This window comes from Agathobaculum sp., from assembly GCF_050946325.1.
GTDB lineage: Bacteria > Bacillota > Clostridia > Oscillospirales > Butyricicoccaceae > Agathobaculum.
The window spans coordinates 1-2,874 of the sequence record NZ_JBMNUP010000183.1 but is presented as its reverse complement, the minus strand read 5'-3'; the positions used below and the strand labels follow the sequence as shown (position 1 = coordinate 2,874).

Here is a 2,874-nt window from a genome sequence, read left to right as displayed (position 1 = left end):
TTCGCTGGTGGATTCGGGCGCGGAAGCGGCCAACGCCGTGCGGCGCGCGGTTGAGCCGACGGGCAGCGGAAAGGGCGAAACGCAGTATTTTGTATCGGACGACCCGCAGGGCTTTTCGCAGCTGGCCAGCCTGTTTTTGCAGGAGGATGTGCGCGGCGAGGCCGCGCTGGTTGACATCAGCAGCTATTAAAAAAGGAAAGATACATCGCGTATCATTGGAAAGACACGGAGTGTTTTATGAAAAAGGACGTTTGGCTGACGATTCATTCGACGCAGCGGTTTGTCGGGTGCGAGGCGGAGCAGATCAACCTGACCACCGCGGCTACGCTATATGAACGCGGCGGAAAATATTATATTGCCTATGAGGAGAGCGAATTGACCGGCCTGGAAGGTACGCGCACCACCGTCAAGCTGGACGGCAAGACGGTAACGCTCATCCGTTCGGGCGCGTACCCCTCGCATATGCTGTTTGCGGAGGATGAACGGCATGTCGGTCTGTACCAGTCGCCGATGGGCGCGGAAATGGCCATTTCCACGCATACCTCGCGCGTGCGCAATACAGTGGGCGAGGACGGCGGCGAGCTGGTGCTCGATTATACGGTAGCGGTGGATAATTCCCTGATGGGACAGCACCATTTTGAAATGTATGTAACGGCTGCGCCTGAGAGCGGCGCAGTCTGAAAAAGTAACGGAGAGTGAACAAATGAACGCATATGAATTCGCACGAGCTGAAGCGGCCCGCGTGGTCGAAGCGGCATATCACAAAGCGGCAGAGGCCGGCGTTTTGCCTGCGGGCGATATCCCGCCCGTTGCGGTGGAAACCCCGAAGGACGCGGCGAACGGCGACTGGGCCTGCACGTTTGCCATGCAGTGCGCCAAGCCGCTGCGCATGGCGCCCCGCAAGATTGCGGAGGGGATTGTAGCGCATCTGGAGCTGGCGGGCAGCTGCTTTGATACGGTGAGCATTGCAGGGCCGGGCTTTATGAATTTCACGCTGAACCAGAGCTGGTACGAAAAGGCGGTCAAAAACGTGTTCGAGATGGGCGCGGACTATGGCCGCACACAGGCGAAAAAGCCGGAAAAGGTCATGGTCGAGTTCGTTTCCGCCAACCCCACCGGCCCGATGCACATGGGCAACGCGCGCGGCGGCGTGCTGGGCGACTGCCTGAGCGAAGTGCTCGACTGGTCGGGCAACGATGTCACGCGTGAGTTTTACATCAACGACGCGGGCAATCAGGTGGATAAGTTCGCCCATTCGGTAGAGGGACGCTATATCCAGGAGCTGCGCGGCGAGGATGCGATCGAATTTGACCCCTCGTGGTATCAGGGCGAGGATATCAAGGCGCTGGCGCACGATCTGGTCGAGCAGTACGGCGACAGCCTGCTGGATAAGACCCCCGAGGAGCGCTTTTCCGTGATCGAGGGCTATGGTCTGCCGACCAATATCGCCCGCATGGAGCGCGACCTCAAGCGGTATAAGATCGACTACGACGTCTGGTTCCGCGAGAGCGAGCTGCACAACAGCGGCTACGTCAAGGAAACCATCGATATGCTGACCGCAAAGGGCGCGACCTACGAAACCGAGGACGGCGCGCTCTGGCTGCGTTCGACCGATTTCGGCTGCGATAAGGACGATGTTCTGCGCCGCGGAAACGGATTTTACACCTATTTTGCGGCGGATATCGCGTATCACCGCAACAAGTTTGAAAAGCGCGGGTTTGACCGCGTCATCAATATCTGGGGCGCGGACCACCACGGCCATGTCAAGCGTTTGCAGTGCGCGCTGGACGCGCTGGGGCTTGACGGTTCGCACCGGCTTGAGATTGTGCTGATGCAGCTGGTGCGCATGATGCAGGGCGGCGAAGTGGTCCGCATGTCCAAGCGCACGGGCAAGAGCCTGACCCTGACCGACCTGCTCGATGAGATTCCGGTGGATGCGGCGCGTTTCTTCTTCAATTCGCGCGCGGCGGAAACCCAGATGGAGTTCGACCTTGACCTGGCGGTCAAGCAGGATTCGGACAACCCGCTGTATTATGTGCAGTATGCGCATGCCCGCATCTGCTCGGTAATCAAAAACTGCACGGAGAACGGCATCGCGGTGCCCGATACCGCGGCGGTCGATCTGTCCGTGCTGACCGGCGCGGATGAGCGGCAGCTCATCAAGGCGATCGCGCTGCTGCCCGAGGAGATCGTGCAGGCGGCGCAGAGCCGCGATCCTTCGCGCCTGAACAAATACGCAGTGGCGCTGGCGCAGCAGTTCCATCATTTCTATAATGCCTGCCGCGTGCGGTGTGACGATAAAAAACTGTGCGAAGCCCGCCTGACGCTGTGCCTGGCCGCACGGCAGACGATTGCCAACGCGCTTGGCATCATCGGCGTGGAAGCGCCGGAGAGTATGTAAAACGTATAGGGGGCTTCAAAAGCCCCCTATATACAAAAATCAGGCGCATGTCCTGACTTTTTACGGAAATTGCAGGGCATTTTCCTGATTTAACGGGCGCTTTGCGCCGATTGGCTTGCGGCTGCGTGGGGATGCTGCGGGCGGATGTTCCGTTTCCCCTGAGAAACTGGAGAATAACCATGAAAAAGTTTGTTAAACGGCTGGCGGCGCTGGCGCTGGCAGCGGCGATGATGGTGGTGCCGGCGGGCGCAGTAACGCCGGAGGGCGAAAGTGAGACGTGGTTTGACGGGGTGTGGGCGCTGATTGATGCGTTCGGCCTCAAGGCGGAAGAGAATCCGTATGTTTTGCAGAACTATATCAACAAATATCTGCAAAAGCATCCGGAAGAGATGTATGAGGTCATCAACGATATTCTCTCTCTGCTGGATACGCATTCCATGTATCTGTCGGCGGAGGAATATTCGCAGGGCTTT

At 58.6% G+C, this 2,874-nt stretch carries 3 protein-coding genes and 1 pseudogene; all 4 read left to right on the top strand.

Annotated elements, in window-relative coordinates:
• Positions 1-190, top strand: a pseudogene (locus ACOYIE_RS10290) (glutamate racemase); the annotation flags it as partial.
• 47 nt (positions 191-237) lie between these two features.
• On the top strand, positions 238-681 hold the full coding sequence (locus ACOYIE_RS10285) for a DUF1934 domain-containing protein (protein WP_433412902.1): 444 nt from the start codon (positions 238-240) through the stop codon (positions 679-681).
• 22 nt (positions 682-703) lie between these two features.
• Positions 704-2,401, top strand: a complete 1,698-nt coding sequence (gene argS, locus ACOYIE_RS10280) for an arginine--tRNA ligase (RefSeq protein WP_433412900.1) — start codon at positions 704-706, stop codon at positions 2,399-2,401.
• 179 nt (positions 2,402-2,580) lie between these two features.
• The coding region (locus tag ACOYIE_RS10275; protein ID WP_433412898.1) for a hypothetical protein at positions 2,581-2,874 on the top strand (294 nt) is incomplete at its 3' end.